Origin of the sequence: Shouchella phoenicis (assembly GCF_047238345.1) — a bacterium.
Taxonomy (GTDB): domain Bacteria; phylum Bacillota; class Bacilli; order Bacillales; family Bacillaceae_D; genus Shouchella.
Window position 1 is genome coordinate 3,703,173 of record NZ_JBDFMQ010000001.1, and the last position, 17,629, is coordinate 3,720,801.

General features: G+C 41.1%; 18 protein-coding genes. 4 read left to right on the forward strand and 14 right to left on the reverse strand.

Annotated elements, in window-relative coordinates:
• Positions 1 to 19: 19 nt before the first annotated feature.
• Positions 20 to 1,003, reverse strand: a complete 984-nt coding sequence (locus tag ABC361_RS19695) for a ring-cleaving dioxygenase (RefSeq protein WP_413075528.1) — start codon at positions 1,001 to 1,003, stop codon at positions 20 to 22.
• 150 nt (positions 1,004 to 1,153) lie between these two features.
• On the reverse strand, positions 1,154 to 3,004 hold the full coding sequence (locus ABC361_RS19700) for a UbiD family decarboxylase (protein WP_413075529.1): 1,851 nt from the start codon (positions 3,002 to 3,004) through the stop codon (positions 1,154 to 1,156).
• Between the two features lie 190 nt (positions 3,005 to 3,194).
• Between ABC361_RS19700 and ABC361_RS19705 the strand changes: the two genes are divergently transcribed.
• Complete coding sequence (locus ABC361_RS19705; RefSeq protein ID WP_413075530.1) at positions 3,195 to 3,596, forward strand: hypothetical protein; 402 nt, start codon at positions 3,195 to 3,197, stop codon at positions 3,594 to 3,596.
• 40 nt (positions 3,597 to 3,636) lie between these two features.
• Here the strand turns inward: ABC361_RS19705 and ABC361_RS19710 are convergent, their stop codons facing one another.
• The 6 genes from ABC361_RS19710 to ABC361_RS19735 form a co-directional block, all read right to left on the reverse strand.
• Positions 3,637 to 5,565, reverse strand: a complete 1,929-nt coding sequence (locus ABC361_RS19710; protein ID WP_413075531.1) for an FtsX-like permease family protein — start codon at positions 5,563 to 5,565, stop codon at positions 3,637 to 3,639.
• Entirely contained in the window at positions 5,558 to 6,316 is a 759-nt protein-coding gene (locus ABC361_RS19715) for an ABC transporter ATP-binding protein (protein ID WP_413075532.1), read from the reverse strand. The genes ABC361_RS19710 and ABC361_RS19715 overlap by 8 nt, the downstream gene beginning before the upstream one ends.
• Before the next feature lie 109 nt (positions 6,317 to 6,425).
• Positions 6,426 to 7,430, reverse strand: a complete 1,005-nt coding sequence (locus ABC361_RS19720) for a sensor histidine kinase (protein ID WP_413075533.1) — start codon at positions 7,428 to 7,430, stop codon at positions 6,426 to 6,428.
• Positions 7,430 to 8,119, reverse strand: coding sequence for a response regulator transcription factor (locus tag ABC361_RS19725; RefSeq protein WP_413075534.1), 690 nt, complete (start codon positions 8,117 to 8,119; stop codon positions 7,430 to 7,432). The genes ABC361_RS19720 and ABC361_RS19725 overlap by 1 nt, the downstream gene beginning before the upstream one ends.
• A gap of 156 nt (positions 8,120 to 8,275) precedes the next feature.
• A complete protein-coding gene (locus ABC361_RS19730) occupies positions 8,276 to 8,917 on the reverse strand; it encodes a 3-oxoacid CoA-transferase subunit B (protein ID WP_413075535.1) in 642 nt (213 codons plus the stop codon).
• A 1-nt stretch (position 8,918) separates the two neighbouring features.
• Positions 8,919 to 9,623 carry a CoA transferase subunit A gene (locus ABC361_RS19735; protein WP_375079636.1) on the reverse strand — a complete coding sequence of 235 codons (705 nt, stop codon included), beginning with the start codon at positions 9,621 to 9,623 and terminating at the stop codon, positions 8,919 to 8,921.
• A 184-nt stretch (positions 9,624 to 9,807) separates the two neighbouring features.
• On the opposite strand from ABC361_RS19735, the gene ABC361_RS19740 reads away from it, so the two are divergent.
• Positions 9,808 to 10,395: a DUF6944 family repetitive protein gene (locus ABC361_RS19740; RefSeq protein ID WP_413075536.1), complete on the forward strand. Its 588-nt coding sequence runs from the start codon at positions 9,808 to 9,810 to the stop codon at positions 10,393 to 10,395.
• Here the strand turns inward: ABC361_RS19740 and ABC361_RS19745 are convergent.
• Complete coding sequence (locus tag ABC361_RS19745; protein WP_375079638.1) at positions 10,392 to 11,360, reverse strand: sodium:calcium antiporter; 969 nt, start codon at positions 11,358 to 11,360, stop codon at positions 10,392 to 10,394. The genes ABC361_RS19740 and ABC361_RS19745 overlap by 4 nt on opposite strands.
• 120 nt (positions 11,361 to 11,480) lie before the next feature.
• Between ABC361_RS19745 and ABC361_RS19750 the strand changes: the two genes are divergently transcribed.
• Together ABC361_RS19750 and ABC361_RS19755 are read left to right on the forward strand one after the other, a co-directional pair.
• Complete coding sequence (locus ABC361_RS19750) at positions 11,481 to 13,289, forward strand: prenyltransferase/squalene oxidase repeat-containing protein (RefSeq protein WP_413075537.1); 1,809 nt, start codon at positions 11,481 to 11,483, stop codon at positions 13,287 to 13,289.
• Positions 13,290 to 13,372: 83 nt separating this feature from the next.
• On the forward strand, positions 13,373 to 13,660 hold the full coding sequence (locus tag ABC361_RS19755) for a hypothetical protein (protein ID WP_413075538.1): 288 nt from the start codon (positions 13,373 to 13,375) through the stop codon (positions 13,658 to 13,660).
• Between the two features lie 50 nt (positions 13,661 to 13,710).
• Here ABC361_RS19755 and modB read toward each other — a convergent pair whose 3' ends face one another.
• The 5 genes from modB to ABC361_RS19780 form a co-directional block, all read right to left on the reverse strand.
• Positions 13,711 to 14,370: a molybdate ABC transporter permease subunit gene (gene modB / locus ABC361_RS19760; protein WP_413075539.1), complete on the reverse strand. Its 660-nt coding sequence runs from the start codon at positions 14,368 to 14,370 to the stop codon at positions 13,711 to 13,713.
• Complete coding sequence (gene modA / locus ABC361_RS19765) at positions 14,371 to 15,120, reverse strand: molybdate ABC transporter substrate-binding protein (RefSeq protein WP_413075540.1); 750 nt, start codon at positions 15,118 to 15,120, stop codon at positions 14,371 to 14,373.
• A 326-nt stretch (positions 15,121 to 15,446) separates the two neighbouring features.
• On the reverse strand, positions 15,447 to 15,611 hold the full coding sequence (locus ABC361_RS19770) for a hypothetical protein (RefSeq protein WP_413075541.1): 165 nt from the start codon (positions 15,609 to 15,611) through the stop codon (positions 15,447 to 15,449).
• Positions 15,612 to 15,728: 117 nt separating this feature from the next.
• Entirely contained in the window at positions 15,729 to 16,763 is a 1,035-nt protein-coding gene (locus ABC361_RS19775) for an aldose epimerase family protein (RefSeq protein WP_413075542.1), read from the reverse strand.
• A 211-nt stretch (positions 16,764 to 16,974) separates the two neighbouring features.
• Entirely contained in the window at positions 16,975 to 17,613 is a 639-nt protein-coding gene (locus tag ABC361_RS19780) for a lysoplasmalogenase (protein WP_413075543.1), read from the reverse strand.
• Positions 17,614 to 17,629: the final 16 nt, after the last annotated feature.

The following is a 17,629-nucleotide window of genomic DNA, read 5'->3' on the forward strand; positions in this document are numbered from 1 at the left end:
CTTAGGGTAGGTTTGGGCACTATTCGTATTCTTTTTCAATCGTTTTCGTGCTTCTAACCGTATCGATTGGTCGAACGGCACTTTCAATTTGCTCTCGTTGCGCCTCAAGAAACGGTGGGAGCGATAGTTTTTCACCAAGCGTTTCGTACGGCTCATCTCCCATAAATCCAGGACCATCTGTAGCAAATTCAAACAACACTTGCGGAGAAACGCGCGCATACAGCGATTCAAAGAAATGACGATTTACATAACCAGATGTTTGGAAGCCAAGAGATTCAAGATGCTTCGTCCACTCATCAAGTACAGCACGGTCTTCTACTCGGAATGCAGCGTGGTGAACAGTGCCATAGCCTTGTTGCGCACGCGGCAGAATGGAATTATGCTCCACAACAATTTGTGCACCGTTTCCGCCTTCTCCAACTTCATATAAGAATCGTGAACCTTCATGAGCTATTTCTTTGAAGAAAAGCGCATTTTCAAGAACTTGTTTAAAGAAATCTACATTCGCAACTCGGACAAAAATGGGACCGAGTCCAGTAATTGCATATTCCAATGGAACTGGACCATCTTGCCAAGGTACACCTGCAGCGACACCTTTGTTGTTTTCATCAGAAATCAATTGATACTGCTGATCGTCAAAATCTACAAACGAAAGAGTTTTCTTCCCAAACTCTTCTTTCACACCAGTGTGCTTGACGCTTAAACGATCAAAACGCTTTTCCCAGTAATCCATTGCTTCGTCCGTCGGTACTCGGAATGAGGTTTTAAAGATTTCGTCTGTTCCGTGTGACCCTTTAGGAATACCAGGGAAATCAAAGAATGTCATATCTGTTCCTGCGTTTCCTTTATCATCCGCAAAAAACAAATGGTACGTTTGAATATCATCTTGGTTGACTGTCTTCTTCACTAGCCTCATGCCAAGTGTATAAGTGAAAAACTCATAGTTCTTTTCTGCACTACTTGTAATGGCTGTTACGTGGTGAACACCTTTTAAATGATTCATATGAGTACCTCCTCAAAAAGTAAAATATCTCTAATTAAATTATAACTAATTCGAGATAAATGTCAATACATCGTTTTACGTTCGCTTCTGTTACTATGTCCAACTTATTAAAAAGAACTCTGACTACCTATGATAGCCAGAGCCTCTCCTTTATTCTTGTTCTTCATCCTCTTCTTCCTGAGCAGCAAGTACGCCGCCTTCTTCAAAGAAACGATCCACACGTGTTTCTACATCTTGATCCTCTACTAACGGCGGTGCGTGGTGCGGTTTTAACCGCGCATCAATGATGACGGCATCACAACCCCAATGTTTATGTTCGATGAACGCATTAACACCGTGAATATCATGAGACGGGTTACTCCTTGTGAATGTTGCCCATAAGAAATTCTCCAATGATTCACTAAGAAATTCACTATCGTCACACACCACAATGAGTGGACTCCGCTCTACATTTACTTCACTCAATCCATTTGCTAATTGCTTCATTTCTTCTTCAACCGACTCATAATCTTCAAAATCAGTCGTAAGCTCTACTGCAACAACTCCTGGCATGACGAGGTTTGCATCTTGAATACCTTTAACCTGCTTCATTCCATTTGGCACTTGTTTACAAAGGTCCCGTTTCACATCACCATAAGCGGCAAAGGTCACTTTACTACCTCGATTTAAGCCTGTTCCGCTGTAATCGAGCGTATCGATGGTAGAGTTCGTTTGGAAGTGAAGGTCTCGCTTTAAATCAATACGCTCTAAAATGTATTGAATAAACGCTGCTTCATCATGTGTATGAATCGGCTCTTCGTCTTCTGCAGTTAGAAACAAATACTTCGCTAAGCTTAACTGGCCAAAACCTAAAATACGGTTTGCAATGGTTAGTAACTCGGTAGGCTCTTTCACCTTTTCATACGGGGTATAACGCTCACTCCCAATAGCAAATAAAAGCGGGTGAACCCCAGCTGCATCAATTGCATGTACTTCCTTCACACCTGGTAACTCTTGCGTTACCGCATCCCCTGTTATTTCATGAATTAACGCACCAAAGCTCGTATCTTCTTGCGGCGGACGGCCGACTACCGTAAATGGATAAATCGCGCCTTTTCTACCGTAGACTTTATGAACTTTCATTACTGGAAACTCATGCGTCAAGCTATAATAACCTAAATGATCGCCGAATGGCCCTTCTGGCTTCGTATCATCTGGATAAATTTCACCTGTAATTACAAAGTCGGCATCATGACTAATACAGTAGCCATCAACGTAACCATAGCGAAAGCGTCGATTTGCTAGCAAACCAGCAAACAACATTTCACTAAGCCCTTCTGGTAACGGCATAACCGCTGATAGTGTATGAGCTGGTGGACCACCAATGAAGATACTTACTTTAAGCGGCTCCCCACGCTTTACCGCTTTCGTTTGGTGAACACCTATGCCTCGTTGAATTTGATAATGCAATCCAACTTCTTTTCCGACCTCATACTCATTGCCATCAAGCTGAACGCGATACATGCCTAAATTGGCAGACATCATCCCCGGCTTGTCCGGATCTTCTGAATACACTTGCGGCAAGGTAATAAACGAACCCCCATCATCTGGCCACGATTGAATGAAGGGGATATCGGTTAATTCAATTTCTTCTAGTTTTGACCCATTTAAGCCTGGCTTTCTCATTGGCAACGCTGCTAGTGCTGAAAATCCATTGCCAATATGTTTAAACGGACTTTTCACAGCTTGCATCGGATCATCCCGAAGCGCAATAATGTTCTGCACCGAATCCCAGTTTTTTCGAAACATAAACTTACTTCGTTCAATGGAGCCAAAAAGATTTGCGACCGCAGGATACTTTGAGCCTTTTACATTCTCAAATAAGATTGCTGGTCCGCCCTCTTTGTATGCTCTACGCTGAATAGATGCCATCTCTAGGTAAGGATCAGCCTCTTCTTTTATGCGCACAAGGTGACCATGTTGCTCTAGATCGAGCACGCATTCCTCTAAACTTTGATACATTACGCTACCTCCCAAAGAGCTTGTTCTTGCATCTATTATGCTTGCATTCACAAAAGCGAGTCAAACTTCAACCAATTTTCTTATTAGGAGAAAGACTTCACTTATAAAATATATCCTTTAATAATAATTTTTTATTGATAATCGATAAATATAGTCATACAATAAGAGAAAACAGAAAAGAGGAACCCTTTTGAGAAAAATGATCTTGCCTCTACTTATTCTGCCTCTACTAGCTAGTGGCTGTATAAATCAACCGATTTCAGAGGAAAAATCGTTCATGTCCGTTACGATTGTCAATGAATCAGACATTCCGGTTCAAGGTTTTGAGATTGATTATGAATCTGGTAAGGGTGGAACCTACAATGCAGATGGATCCATTACAAAAAAAGGGGAAGAAATGACGTTTGAATTTACAGAGGAAAATGAGTGGATATCTAGTGACGAACATGACTTCTCCTTCTTTCTTGTTGTCGACGAGGAATCGTACGATCTACAGCAAGTTTTTTCACTCGAAATCGTTGAGAATCGAGACCATCGCTTTCGGTTAGTAGGGGAAACACTCGAGGAAGCTCGGCTACAGCTAACGGATTAAATGCTAAAAAAGACAAGGGCGTCACCCTTGTCTTCTCGGCTTACAATGATTGATCAATGATTTTCTTTGAATGTGCAACAGAAAGAATGGCAAACACAGAATAGAGCGCAGTGTACACAATCATAACGATGAGCATCGGAATGTGCATTTCGTTTCCAAACATAAACCATCCCGAACGTACGGCAAAATAACTATGCAATAAACCGATTAATAACGGAATGCCGAAGTTGTAAAGTTGGCGCACTTTTAGCCCTTTGAGCAAATCTTTTTTCGTGAATCCAATTTTTCGTAAAATGGTATAGTCTGGTTGATCCGCTTCACTTTCATCCATTTGTTTAATATAAAGGATACAGCCTGACGTAAATAAAAACGCAAAACCAAGAAACCCTACGATAAACATGGTTAGCCCCATTTGTTGTTTTTGAGATTGCTCGCTTTCTAGCTGAGATATAGCCAATTCGTTAAATGAATGGGTGTTGTCCATAAACCAATTGTTTGCTTCTTCCAATTCAGATAGATCCGCAATATTTACGGCGTATTCAGTTCGTGGCGCTTCTTCCGAGTCCACATGTTGATACACCTCATCTGCCACAATTAGTGCAGGTAACCCACCGACTGTTAAGATATAGTTGACTACTGGCTCTTCGCCTTCCCCAATAAACGTCAAATCAATTTGATCTTCAGGCGTATGAATGGAGACCGTGCCGCTATCATTAAGCTCCATGACAACTTCTAAGACCGGCGCCATCGGTGTAAAAAAAACATCCCCAGCTTGTACAGAGACTCCTTCTACGTCCTTGTCACTTATCATAGGGAGGAGCATCGCTTCCGTATCAACAAAAAAAGAATCATTCTCTTGAACAAAAAGATCGTCTACATCGGCATAAATTTCTTTTACTTCGGTTTCTTTTAACTCATACGCGATTTGTTCTCCATCTAGAAAATGGATAAGGTCCGTTCGATCTTGCTCATCTATAAAACCAAAATGATTTGGCGCATTAAATTGAGCATTCTCGCTTGCGGAATAGTAGGAAATATAGCTCAACGATAGTAAACCAATTGCTAGTGCAGAAACTGTTGTAATAATCGTTAACAACATCGCACTTGATTTCATCCGAAACATAATTGACGAGAGAGACAAGACTTTTGTGACAGACATATACCCTGCTTGTTTTTTACGGGCAAGTTTTGCCAAGAAGGAAACGGAACCTCGATAAGATAGATACGTTCCTAAAATAACGGCACCTAGCGTGTAGCCCATGCCTAAAAATAATGTTCCTGCAGTACTTGCAATGGTCTCACTAAAAAGAATCGTTGAAACGTAATAACCACTTCCAATAAGAAGAATGCCTAAGATGCCAATAATCACTTCCCAGACACTTAACTTCTTTACTACAATTTCAGTACGCTTTCGAAAATGAAACAGCTGCAGTATGGTACGACGTTTAAGGAATAAGGCATTCGTCAGCATTACAAACAAGTAGATTCCTATAAACACCAGCAACGTCTGGAGAAAAGCTGTACCAGAAAAATGAAGCGAAACCACTTCTTCTACACCGATGATGTTTAATAAAATCATCGTCACTAACTTTGACAACAAAAACCCAGCTGTAATGCCGACGACAAGAGCAATAAGGTAAAGGTACAGAATCTCTAGCTGTACGAGACGGAAAATACGCTGCTTTGTCATCCCAATTAATTGCAAAAGCCCTAACTCCTGACTTCGGCGCTTCATCATCAGGTTATTTGCATAAAGAAGGAAAAAAGCAATGATGAAAAATAACAGTACAGAAGCTATGCCAATACCAGCTGTACCACGCATCGTATCTTCAACGGTTTCCATTGCCGGCGCATACCGCAATGTGACAAACGCAAAATAAAGCGCCACACTAAAACTAATGGAAAAGAAGTACATCGCGTAAGTGCCTGCGTGTTTTTTTAAATTCTTAAGGGCTAGTGCATTACTCATCATGAACCCCGCCTAACACTGCTTGCGTTTGCATAATATCTTTAAAAAATGCCTTTTTTGATTGCCCACCTTTTGTTAATCTCGTAAAAATTTCACCGTCTTTGATAAACACGACACTTGATCCATAACTTGCTGCAGCCGGATCATGGGTGACCATCATAATGGTTGCCTTGCGCTCTTCATTGAGCTGACTTAACTTTTCCAACAAGCTAGAGGCTGCTTTTGAATCAAGTGCGCCAGTCGGTTCATCGGCAAAGATTATGCTCGGTTCATGGATAAAAGCTCTCGCTGCAGATGTTCGCTGTTTTTGTCCACCTGATAATTCATTTGGATATTTATTTGCCAGCTCTTCAATTCCAAGCTGTTTTGCAATTGTCTCAAATCGGCTTGAGGCTTCCTTCTTACTCACCTTCTGAACCGTTAAAGGTAAAATAATATTTTCCTTTACGGTTAAAGAATCGAGCAAGTTGTATTCTTGAAAAATAAAGCCTAATTCTTTTTTTCGGAACTCAGCTAGATGTTTTTCCTTCATCCCTGTAAGTTCCATTCCGTTGGCTAAAATCGATCCGCCACTTGCCCGATCGATTGTCGACAATACGTTGAGCAACGTCGTCTTTCCAGAACCTGATGCACCCATAATGCTGACAAATTCACCTTCGTAAATGCGTAGGTCGATCTTCTTTAGTACTTCTTGTTTATTCCACTTATTCCCGTAGCTTTTAGATAACTTATTTGCATGTAGAATTTCCACGTTAACACTCCTCTTTTATCCCTGTCTTTCTGTAACTTCAGTATAGGAGGATCTGCAAATAGAGTCCTTCGAAAGAGCGAACAATATGCGAAAGCATGTGACACTCTTGTCACATGCTTGTGAGCGACGTGAATTGATTTTTTCGGGGGAACAACATTGTTACCGTCGTTCCTTTTCCAAGTGTTGATTGAACCGTCAATTGAATCGCAAGTCCATCTGCCACTTTCTTTGCAAGATAAAGGCCCATCCCACTTGCAGCCTGCTCATGGTGGAACGTTGTCGAGGTAAATCCTTTTTCAAAAATACGTGATAGATCCTGCTCCGCAATTCCCTTGCCTTCATCTTTTACCACTAGCTCAATTTGTCCGTTGTGGGATTGAGATGAAATGGAAATGTCTCCAGAATAACTATACTTCACCGCATTGGAAAGGATTTGCCTAATGAGAAAAGCCAGCCATTTCGCATCGCTGTATACAAAAGGTTCTTTAAGCTCAAGCTCAATTCCAATCCCTTTTTGCATGCACCACTGCTGAAACGTACGAATTTCTTGATGAAACACCGACTCGAGCTCTACTTTGTCCAAATAAAGATCATTTTCAATAAAATCCATACGCTTTTGATAAAGTTGTTGATCCAATAAGAGGTGAATGCGTAGCCATTCAAGATGAAGAGCTGTATTCGCCTCTTTTTCTTCAAGCCGATCAATGATCAGCCCCATTGTTGTTAATGGTGTCTTGACTTCATGAATCCACGCCATCATTTCATCTTTATCGTTGTCTACTTGTTGACGGTGAGTCATGTATTTTTGAAAAAGATGGTTTCGTTGTTCTTCAAAGGCGGTTTCTACCATCGTTTCAAAGGGGGATTGACCATCTGGTAAATCGGAGAGTTGTTCATGTTGATCGTACTGTTCTAACTGCTGGTAAAATCGTGATTCTTTATAATAACGAAACACAATAAAGATGATGAATAAAATAGATGAAAGCAATAATGGATAGCCAATTTTCTCAACATCTAAACTTTGATCGATAGCTGCAATAAACAAAATAAATCCATGCAGAAAGAAGATGAAGGCAATCCACGCCCCCCTTTCTTTCATAAACCGTCTTTTCATCACGCTTCTCCTTCGGTCGCTACGTATCCTTGTCCAACTTTCGTTTCAATGTAGCTCCCTAAACCTAATGCTCCTAGCTGTTTACGTAGTCGGTTAACGTTTACAGTTAATGTATTGTCGCTAACAAAACGCTTATCGTCCCAAAGTTCACGGATGAGATCGTCTCGCGAAACGATTTGGTTTTTCTTTGAAACTAAATGCTTAAGAATAAACATTTCATTCTTCGTTAACTCAATCTTGCTTTCTTCAGTAGAAACCGTGTTATTTTCAACATTTATCGTTGCTCCATGCCACATAAGAAAGGCATGTTTTTGTTCGCTATTATAATTATAGACGCGCCGTAATGTTGCTTGAATTTTGGCAATTAAAACATCGAAATGAAATGGTTTTTGTATATAATCATCTGCCCCAAGCTGCATTGACATCACTTGATCCATTGGATGTTCTCTTGAAGATAGGAATAAGATTGGGATTGTTGAATGGGTCCGAATCATACGACACCAGTGAAACCCATCATATTTCGGGAGTTGAATATCAATTAAAACGAGGTCAGGTTCCACCTTCGTATATGTCTCCATTACTTGATTCCAATCATCAATCCCATAGACACGATAATCCCACTGCTTTAATTGTTGTTTTATTTCAGCAAAAAGTGCTTGATCATCTTCAATTAATAAGATTGCGGTCATCCATTTTCACCCTTTTCGTCACCAGTTTATCTGTGCTTAAGCTTAATTGGATTTACAAGGAATTGCAAACAGACAAAGATTGAACGACCTCATTGCAAGGAAAAAACTGCCTTAAATCGTTGTAGCAACGATCTTTAAGACAGTTCATGTATGGTATTAAACGCCGATCCCCACTTGAAACGATGCTTCTGTTGCATTCTTCACCTCATCAAGCGTCACGCCCTCTTGCAATTCCAACAAGGTCATCTTGCCGTTGTTAAATTCAAAGATCGCTAAATCTGTAATTAATAAATCCACAACGCTCTTCCCGGTTAGTGGCAGTTCACACGTTTTCTTTACTTTTGACTCACCGTATTTATTCGTATGATCCATAATCACAACCGTCTTCTTCGCGCCTTGAACAAGGTCCATCGCCCCGCCCATCCCTTTCACCATTTTTCCAGGGATCATCCAGTTCGCGAGATCGCCTGTTTCAGAGACTTCCATGCCTCCTAAAATCGCTAAATCAATGTGGCCACCACGAATCATCGCAAACGATTCAGCGCTATCAAAATAAGACGCACCTTTTTTCGCTGTCACGGTTTCTTTTCCAGCATTAATTAAGTCCGGATCTACTTCCTCCTCGTTCGGATAACGTCCAATTCCAAGCAAACCATTTTCAGACTGAAGCATCACATTGACGTCTTCTGGAATTAAATTCGCGATTAATGTCGGCATCCCAATTCCAAGATTCACACACATACCATCTTGAACTTCTTTTACAGCTCGCTCTAAAATACGTTTTCTTGTATCCTTCATTTTATGCCCCCTCCTCAGTTCGTACTGTACGTCGCTCAATTCGTTTTTCGTAGGTATCACCAACGAACACATGCTGCACGTAAACACCTGGGAGATGAATGTCATCTGGATCCAGTTCCCCTATACCGACAAGTTCTTCGACTTCAACAATCGTCACTTTTCCCGCTGTTGCAACTAATGGGTTAAAATTACGTGATGTTTTTCTAAAAACGAGGTTACCAAACGGATCTGCTTTCCATGCCTTGACCAATGCCACATCTCCCACAATGCCCCGTTCCATCATGTATCGTTTCCCATCGAACGTTTTTTCTTCTTTGCCTTCTGCAACCGGCGTATCAACTCCTGTTGCCGTGTAGAATGCTGGAATACCTGCACCACCTGCACGCAACCGCTCAGCCAGCGTCCCTTGAGGCACAAGTTCAACTTCAAGCTCTTCCTTTAAAAATTGTTGTTCAAATTGTTTATTTTCCCCTACATAAGACGAAACCATTTTCTTAATCTGCTTATCTTCAAGCAATAATCCTAATCCAAAATCGTCTACCCCACAATTGTTGCTGACGACCGTTAACTCTTTAACCCCTTTGCTTTTTACTGCAGCAATTAAATGTTCAGGAATGCCACACAAACCAAATCCACCTACAACCAGTGTTTGCCCATCTTGAATCTGGTTCATAACAGCTTCTAAAGAATCAATGACTTTATTCATGTACGAGACCTCCTTAATCGTAAGAAAAAATAAAAGCGCTTTCATTTTAGTCTAACAGGATTTCGCTATCTTTTCTATTGGAACGCTGCTTTATTTCTCAATTTTCGTTACATACAAATCTAGGCGTACACCTCCCATATTTATGAATACGTTAGTTATAAGCCTAGATGACGGGAGTGAGACCATGTCAGATATTGAAAAGGAATTATTTGGGTCATGGACTCAAGCGATCGGTACCATTGTAGCAGCGGTTGCCGATACCCCATCAGCACGGTTAACTCCAGAACAAGTGAATCATCTTGGTTTGTATGGAAACGCCCTACAAGCAACAGGAAATGGCTTAATGGCGGATACAAGTGAAACCGGCTCAATGAATCAGGTCGGCAACGCGGTTCAAGCCGCAGGGAATACAATCATTGTAGGGGCACTTACACTTCCATTAGATGAAACTGTCGAGCAAAACCTCATTATAAAAGGGAACCTCTTTCAAGCCACTGGTGGAGCCGTTACGTTTAATGAAGACCTAAAGGAAGATGTTAGTACGGCTGCACTTTATGCAGTCATTGGTGACTTTTTGCAAATTGTTGGCAACGCCACCCAAGCTTACGCAGCCCTCTCGGATTTTATCGTTGATGACCATGAAGAACTTGTGAATTCTGTCGGCAGTTGGATACAAGCGGTTGGCGCTGTCTTATCTGCATTAAGCATAACAAAAGCTCTACCATCTTCAGACAAAGCGCCTAAAGAGGAAGAGCTTGTGAACTATGCTTAACCGTACATGTAAAGTGTAATCATTGAGATGAAGTAACCAATGACAATAATAATTGACGGTAGCCAAAACAAACGACCTAACTTCTCATTTCTCCAAATACCAAGCAATACAACTGTTGTTAGCACCAGTAAACCAATTAACGTAATCCAATTACTCGTACTTGCGCTCAATAACAAAGCATCTTGACGATAAAAAACGTCTGCTAGAGCAAGTAGATTTAAATTAAACATATTGCTTCCAATAATGACACCTACAGCGGCGCTAAATTGATCACGTTTTAATGCTAAATAAATGACAGATACTTCTGGTAAAGACGTTGCTCCTGCAAGAAGTAATGACCCAACAAATGACTGACCTAGCCCACTCTCAATCGCAATTTGATCCCCGATAATGGTTAAATAAGAACCTGCAGCTAAAATAATGAGGGCTGCAATCACAAAACGAGTAATCGCTCCTTTTAGTGACATGGATACATCCTTAGCAGCTGGTGGTTCATCTGGAAGCATATTCCGACGATTTAAATAGTACAAGCCACCAAAATAAACGGCAACCACAAGCATCAAATCAAGACCAACACTAAATAGAGAGACAGAGAACTGCGTTAGTAGAGAAACCGCAACAATTAGGGTCAAAATTAAGCTAAGCGTTCCTGGCATGACATTTTTTTGTGATACATGCGTGTACATTCGTTTTTTTCGAAACCATAAATCCCCTAATGCAAGTACCAGTAAATTAAATAGATTGCTTCCAATGACGTTTCCTACAGCTAAATCAGGGCTTCCTATTACTCCAGCTGTAATGTTTGTTGTCACTTCTGGCAATGAAGTCGCACCTGCAATCAAGACGGCACCTGTAAAGAAGCCCGTCATCCCTGTTCGTAACTGAATTGTATCTGCATATGTAGATAGCTTTACTGCAGCAAAGACTGTTACTGCTGCAAGAAGGATAAAAATAAGATATAACATGGTAAACTCCTTTTTTTGCTCTACTTGGGTAGAGCACCTTTCCGACTTTTGTCATCTTACATAGGATGTGCAAGAAGCTTTTTTTTACGCTTCAATTTGTTAATGTTTGGAGGTACTCCTATGAACCTGATGACGCGGTTGACTCAAAAGCAATCAGAAATAATCGACCAGCTATTGAGCCATCAACAACAGGATGGATCGTACTTGCTATGCTTTGAATCAGGAACTATGACTGACGCATATATGCTTTTGCTTTTAGCCCACTTTGATTGTGATCAGAGTTTACAACATAAATTAGCACATCGGCTTCACCGAACTCAGGCGAAAGAAGGTTATTGGAAGCTTTACGAAGACGATGCTGGCCATCTCTCTTCTACGATTGAGGCATATGTTGCTCTTTACGTATCAGGATTTGCAAAAAAAAGCGATCTCAACATGAAAGCAGCTGAGGCCTTTATTTTACAACATGGTGGAGTTGAACGTGCACATATCGCTACGAAGACCATGCTCGCGCTACATCATTTATACCCGTGGCCGACGTTTTTTCCACTGCCCCTATTTTTACTCGGCTTACCAAGATGGTTTCCTTTTAGCTTTTATCGTTATAGTTCTTATGTTAAGACCCATTTCGCGTCTCTTCTTATATTAGGTCACACACGCTTTCATGTAAAAAGAAAGCATAATCGACTTATACAACATTTATACAAAACGACCAAGCATTTGCAGCTACGTAAACAGCGTCGACGCGCCCTCTCAAAGCAAACCATGCGGGCCTTTCAGAAGGCTGAAGCCTATCTATTAAAGCATATTGAACACGATGGCACGCTTCATAGCTACTCGAGTGCAACGTTTTTAATGATCTATGCCTTACTCGCATTAGGCTATAAAAAACACTCACCTATCTTGACCCAAGCATTAGCTGGCTTACAGACCCACGCTTACTTGCATGAAAACAACAAAGAAGGACATATTCAAAATTCACCATCTGCTATTTGGGATACTGCTTTAATTGCCGCAGCTATTCACCAAGCCGATTCTATATCATATACCGAACAAACCAATACTTCTACTCAGTATGTTTTAACAACTCAACATGCCTCTGGAGGCTGGGGGTTTTCTGCCAGTAATTCATCAAACCCTGACGTTGATGATACCCAAGCCAGCTTACGATTCCTGTCTGCATCCTTAGACGATATTCATACGAATAGCGCATGGCGTTCCGGCTTTTCATGGTTATTAGATCGACAAAACCGAGACGGAGGCTGGGCAGCTTTTGAGAAGAATAGTGGCGCTACGATGTTAGTACCTCTCCAAAATGCGACGGATACAATTAATGATCCATCTGCTCCTGATGTAACAGGAAGAACCCTTGAGTGTCTTGGGAATTATGGTCACCTTACAGTCAGGCATCCTGCTATAAAGCGGGCTGCTGCGTGGTTAGAAAACAACCAACAAAAAGACGGAAGTTGGCAAGGAAGATGGGGGGTTTCATATATTTATGGAACCTGGGCTGCTGTTACAGGGTTGCGTGCTGTAGGAACGCCAATAGACACAAATAGCTTACAACGAGCTCGGCGCTGGCTAGAAAACATTCAGCTTCTAGACGGTGGTTGGGGAGAGTCTTGTAAAAGTGATGTGGCACAACGGTTTATTCCCTTACAATTTTCAACAGTCGTCCATACAGCTTGGGTATTAGATGCATTAGTCTCGCTTTATGAACGACCAACTAAACAAATGGAAGATGCACTTGATAAATTATTAGATTGGGTTTGTACAACGAACATCCGCACAACGTATCCAACTGGTGGCGGTCTACCTGGTCAATTTTATATTCATTACCATAGCTACCCACTTTTATGGCCGCTTGTCACCATCAATCGCTATAAACAAAAATACATGAAAACTAAGGCGATAGAATCAAGAAACTAGCCCTGTCCAACTCACCTTTTCAAACATAAGGTATAGGAACACAACCGTGTTAAACCGACTAATTTGTTTTGAAAGGAGATCCGATGAGTACAATTGATCCGCAATTAATGAATACGTTTCGTTCTAAGATGAAAAACCCAAGACACTTTCACAATGTCTGTAAAATTCTTTGTAGCAAGCGCTGCCAAGATTTAAATCACTACGGCAAATGTTGCTCCATAATTGATGAGCTTTCCCAATGTTTAGGTGTTCCTGTGTCACCACAGCAAAGAGATCGCCATGCACAGTGGTTGATGAACTGTCGTGTCGACCCTCAGAATCGCAATCATCGTCGTGATATGTGGGGAATGGTTACAGGTAGAAAACGATAGAATGACAAGAGGCGCAATCTGCTATGGATTGCGCCTAATGATATATCGCCTTACCGTTTCAATCGTTGTACGGTTGCAAGAAGAACAAAAGAAAATAGTACAATCGAAAGAACCCAATACGTTGCCATTACGGTATTTCCTGTCTCAACAGCTAGATAAATACTGATAGGAATGGTTTGTGTGACGCCTACTATACTGCCTGCAAACATGAGCGTTGCACCAAATTCTCCTAAGGCACGTGCGAAGCCAAGGGTGAAACCGGAGACGAGGGAACGCCACGCTAACGGCATGCTAACGTAGCGAAACACAGCCCACTCACTTGCTCCCATCTGACGTGCAGCATCTTCAAGATCGTCTTCTACCGCTTCAAATCCGTTCATCAACATTTGATAAATTAAAGGAAAAGCAACAACTGTTGCAGCTATAATAGCAGCCACCAAAGTAAATACAATCGGCTGATTAAATAATTGCTCATACCATTGTCCAATTACGCTACGCCTACCGAACACAACTAATAAACCAAAACCAATGACCGTAGGTGGTAACACAAGTGGCAAAATTAAAAGGGTTTCCACAACGACTTTCCCTTTGAAAGTTCGTTTTTTTAAAAACCAAGCAGCACATAAAGCGAGCAGAAAAGCTAGTACACTTGCGACACTTACGACCTGTAAGGAAACAAAAATCGGCGTCCAAAAGCTTGAATCAATCACTTAATGACCTGCTTGAAATCCGTAAGATTCAAAAACTGTCCGTGCCGAATCTTCTTGAAGCCAATGATAAAATGCGCTCGCAGCATCATTCTCACTCAGCTGTCCGATCGGATAGTAAATCGGATCATGACTATTTGTAGGAGCCTCGGCTACAATTTCAATTGCATCCCCTGCAATCAGCGCATCTGTCTGATAGACAATCCCGACATCCGCATTCCCCGTCTCCACATATGTAAGTACTTGTCGAACATCTTTTCCGTAAATAAGCTTGTCCTCTATCTTGCTAAAAAAGTCTAGTGAATCAAGCGTTTGTTTTGCATAGCGACCAGCCGGGACTGTGTCTGTTTCACCGATTGCCAACCCTTGATAATCTGAAGAAAGAAGATCATCCCAATTGGTAACTTCCCCAGATACCTCAGGAGTCGTGATCAAAACAAGCTTGTTTTCTAACAAAGTCGTTGATGCTTCCAACCCCTCTTGCTCTTCTACTTCATCCATATCACTTACGGAAGCAGATAAAAACAAATCTGCTGGTGCACCTTGAACGATTTGCTGCCTCAACTGACCGGAGGACCCATAGTTCACCGTTATAGCCACATCATGTTCTTGTTCATACGTTTCTATTAATTCATCCATCGCATCACTAAGGCTGGCTGCAGCCATCACCATGACTTCCTCACTTTGTTCTGAGCCTTGCGAACAACCAACAAGACCTAATCCTGCTAGTAAAAGCAGCACTCCTTTTTTCATCCAGTAGCCTCTTTTCTATGCGTTTTCATGTGTTCATGTAGTATAAGTTATATCTAATTATATGTAAATTTTAGTTATAATTAAAACAATGTTATAGTGCTTGGCAAGCGTGATTGTTTCGACTGATGACAGCAGATCGTCTTTACATTCGCCATTTTACATACGACTTTTCCGAACCAATTTCGAACGATTGAATTCATACAACCTGTTGTTCCTTAGAATGCTGTTAATAGTACGTTTAAAATGAACTCATTCGCTTAGGCGGCTACAATGTGGAAAGCACTGGAGAAATGACTTATCAAAGAGCGTGAAAGTGAGCCCTGCGCTCACTTTGTTTTTTTATTAAAAAATAGTGCGCCAGTGCCTATCAAACTCGCTCCTGCAAGTAGAAGTAGCCAAGGAATAATAAAACTTAATAGGAGAAGCGCCATATTGTTTAGCGCCATGCCGCTAAAATGTAAGCCCATCCCCACACCCGGTGTGCTTACCAATATGGACAACCCTATTTTGATTATCAAATTGGATTGAATCAAACGAAAGACGAGAAAAATGAAAAAAACAATGGGCAAACTACATAAAAGTATGCTAATAACCACTTCAATCACCCTTTATACAGTTGTAAATTGATAACAGGTTTGATGGTTATAGCGATCGTCTGGCTTTAACCAGATTGAGGGTAAGCCTTTGACATGAAGCGCAGCAGGATGACCTTGTGTTTCCAAGCAAAATCCTGCATGTCTGGTTGAAGTTTTTCGATTGTTTAGAGCTAAGCGCCCATCCAACCCATTGCCTGTGTAAAAGACAACGCCAGGCTGAGTCGTTTTCATTTTCATAACTCGTCCCGAACGCTGATCCCACACGCATACAGCCTCACTTGTATGTTCATTTAGTAAAAAGAAATGATCATAGCCTCCTGCAATCTTTAGCTGCCCATGAAAAGTAGCCAGCCCCTCTCCAATTTGCTTCCCCATTCGAAAATCAAAAGCAGGCTGCTCTTCCACAGAACAAATATGTCCTGTAGGGATTAGCGCGCGATCTAACTCAAGATAACAGTCGCTCTGCATCTTTACCATATGTGTGTGGATGGAGTCATTGCTACTACCAGCTAAATTAAAATACGTATGGTTCGTCATCGCAAGAGGCGTCATTTCGCTTACCGTTGCATGATAGTCAATCATCCACTCATTCTCGTTTGTTACGATATAAGTAATGACAGGCGAGACATCCCCAGGAAATTGGCTCGTATGTTTCGACTCTAATGATAGCTGCGCACCTACCCGGTCTTCATGTTCAAAAAGTGACACATTAAACAACTGCTTGTGGAAACCTTCTGATCCACTGTGCAAAAAATGCTCGCCATCATTTGCCTGTAAATGATACACATCCCTTCCTTTTTGAAACGTTGCCTCTTTCACTCTTCCAGCAACAGGGCCGATTAGCGCTCCAAAGAATGCTTCATTTTCCTTATACTTTTCCACATCCTCTAAACCCAGAACAACGTTTTCTCGTTTCCCCTCTTTATCTGGTACGACGATTTCTGTGACAATTCCCCCAAAGTTTAAAAAACGTAAACACATTCCCTGATCATTTTCTAATTCATATTCAATCCAGCCATTACTCAACTTGCGCATCACTGCATGCATTCCATTTCCCCCTTAGCTTACGGTTGAATTTCATCTTGACTGAGATAAAGCTGCTCCTTCAAAAAATGCTTAAAAACGGTTGTACAATTTGTGAATAGTAATTATTTGATACCACTGCTCAACGCATGAGAATGGCCAGTTAAAATTCAACTTCCTTTATTCATCACTTTCTTTGAATAGGTGTGCGTTAGCGATAGATTTGGCACCTTGATCACCTCTCATTTTCCAATGGTAAACGCTTCATGCTCAAGGCTATGAAGAGCTGTGCACTATAATACGTTGTCATAATCCAGACAGTAGAATGAGGAACAGCACTTACAAAAAGATTCCATGCCAAAATCGAATCAGAACCGATAAACAATACGCTTCCAAACAAGACAAAACGATTCCTTGTCCACCAAGCAACAACACCCATACTCGTAATAACAAGAATGTAAAAAAGAACAGGTACAACCAGAGCTCCTTCACTAGCCTGAAGCATTGAATGAATAAGTATGGAACCCACTAAAAGTCCATATAAAGCATATGGAAGAACAATTCCTTTTTTTCGATTCTTTTTTAACGTTTCTTTATAAAAACCTAGAATGTATAAAAGATGCCCTACTAGGAAAATCACTAAACCAGCTAAAAATGAAAACGCAATGGCAGCATCTGCAACCGTACAAACAATGAGACCAGCAAGGACCCATATGTTCGCTTTATGGGTACGAGCAATACTTATAGCTAGATAGATGATAAGGAGCATCGGCACAAGTTTAAAGATAACGCTTACAATTAAGCTCGGATGATCATTCATTAGCAAGATATAAATCATACTCATTAACATAATTAGTCCAATTCTTGCTTGCATCAGCGCCCCCTCGCAA